The sequence below is a fragment of the Xanthobacter sp. BG11Y11_SDJG genome, from assembly GCF_057364445.1.
Genome location: NZ_JBNFNU010000630.1, coordinates 1 through 1,590, shown reverse-complemented (window position 1 = coordinate 1,590; position 1,590 = coordinate 1). Strand labels below are relative to the sequence as shown.

General features: G+C 74.0%; 3 protein-coding genes and 1 pseudogene. 3 read left to right on the top strand and 1 reads right to left on the bottom strand.

Features of this window, described 5'->3' with window-relative positions:
- On the bottom strand, positions 1–322 hold a 322-nt coding region (locus AC2W7M_RS25170), incomplete at its 3' end, for a hypothetical protein (RefSeq protein ID WP_486135801.1).
- A gap of 399 nt (positions 323–721) precedes the next feature.
- On the opposite strand from AC2W7M_RS25170, the gene AC2W7M_RS25165 reads away from it, so the two are divergent.
- The 3 genes and pseudogenes from AC2W7M_RS25165 to AC2W7M_RS25155 form a co-directional block, all read left to right on the top strand.
- Entirely contained in the window at positions 722–1,051 is a 330-nt protein-coding gene (locus tag AC2W7M_RS25165; RefSeq protein ID WP_486135800.1) for a SixA phosphatase family protein, read from the top strand.
- A 2-nt stretch (positions 1,052–1,053) separates the two neighbouring features.
- Positions 1,054–1,377, top strand: a pseudogene (locus AC2W7M_RS25160) (YcjX family protein); the annotation flags it as partial.
- A gap of 113 nt (positions 1,378–1,490) precedes the next feature.
- Positions 1,491–1,590, top strand: a 100-nt coding sequence (locus tag AC2W7M_RS25155; RefSeq protein ID WP_486135803.1) for a hypothetical protein, incomplete at its 3' end; no start/stop codon positions are given.

The window sequence follows — 1,590 nt, the reverse complement described above, 5'->3', positions numbered from 1 at the left end:
TGCACCGCGGCCTCGCGCGAGAGCGCCCAAAGCGCGCCGCATCGTCCTCGCCGATGCGCGCCACCAGATCGCCCGGCGCCATGACGAAACCAGGCGCGAGGATGTCGTCGAGCGGCAGAGCGGCATCGGCCGCCGTGGCGAGCCGCACCACGTCGCGTCCGCTGCCGGCGAGGCGATGGGCCAGCGCCAAAGCGGCGAGGTCGGAGCCGACGATGACCACCTCGCAGTCGATCGTCCGCCGCCGATCCGCGCCGCGCGCGGCCGGCGGTTCCGCCTTCGCTGAGGCGCCAGAACTCTTGAGGCGGGGCGGAATGCTGGTCATGGGGTCCTGCTTTGCGGAGGAATATGGCGCGATTCGCTACCCGCCTGCCTCCACTTTGCGGGCCTTCTTGGGCGCGGCTGTGGCGGCGCAGCGACCGGCGGCGGCATCGGACGCGGACGCAGCGGGCACGCCCCCGCGGCTTGCGCCGCGCCGGCCGCCGCCATAAGGGAGAGCCTTCCCCGCCCTCACCGGACATCGCCATGCGCCGCCTCATGCTGTTTGCGTCACGCCAAAGTCCGACTGGCCCCGACGGCGTCGCCGATCCCCGAACGCCCCGCTCCGGGGCCGCGCGGCCGCCGCCGACGCGCCGCGCATGGGCGCCTACATGGCGGCCGAGAACCTCCTGCCCGACCGGTTCTGGTCTCCCCCGCCCGCCGCACGCGCGAGACCTGGGAACTGGTGAGCGCGGCCCTGCCGCAGGTGGTGGACATGGGCAGCGAGCCGCGGCTCTACGAGGCCAGCGCCGCCCGCCTCGTCGCGGTGCTGCGCGAGCAGCCGCGGGATGCACACACCCTGATGCTGGTGGGCCACAATCCCGGCCTCCAGGACCTCGCCGACCTGCTGGTGGCCTCCGGCCCGATCCGGCCGATCGAGCGCATGGCGGAGAAGTTCCCCACCGGGGCGCTGGCGGTGATCGACATTCCGGTGGACGACTGGGCCGAGCTCGCGCCCGCCTCCGGCCGGCTCGACCGCTTCGTCACGCCCCGCACCCTCGCCCCGGACAAATAGGCATGGCCGCGTGGAGCGACGCCGTCGAGGGCGCGCGCATCGCCGTGATGTCGCTCGCCGACCGCATGGAGGGGCTCGCCCATCCCACGCTCCGGCTCGGCGTCACCGGCCTGTCGCGGGCGGGCAAGACCATCTTCACCACGGCGCTGATCCACGCCCTCACCAAAGGCGGGCGCCTGCCGGTGTTCGAGGCCGCCCAGTCCGGCCGCATCGCCCGCGCGGTGCTGGAGCCGCAGCCGGACGACGCGGTGCCCCGCTTCGCCTATGAGGACCATCTCGCGACGCTGGCGCAGGAGCGCGTCTGGCCCTCCTCCACCACGCGGGTGAGCGAACTGCGCATCCTGGTGCGCTATGCCAGCCCGCGCGGCGCCATGCGCTCGCTCACCCTCGACTGGTGGACTATCCCGGCGAGTGGCTGCTCGATCTGCCGCTGCTGGACATGGATTTTCCGCCTTCTCGCGCCAGAGCCTGGAGCTGGCCCGCGCCAGCGCCCGCGCCGCGCTCGCCGGCCCCCTATCTCGCGGCGCTGACGGCCGCCG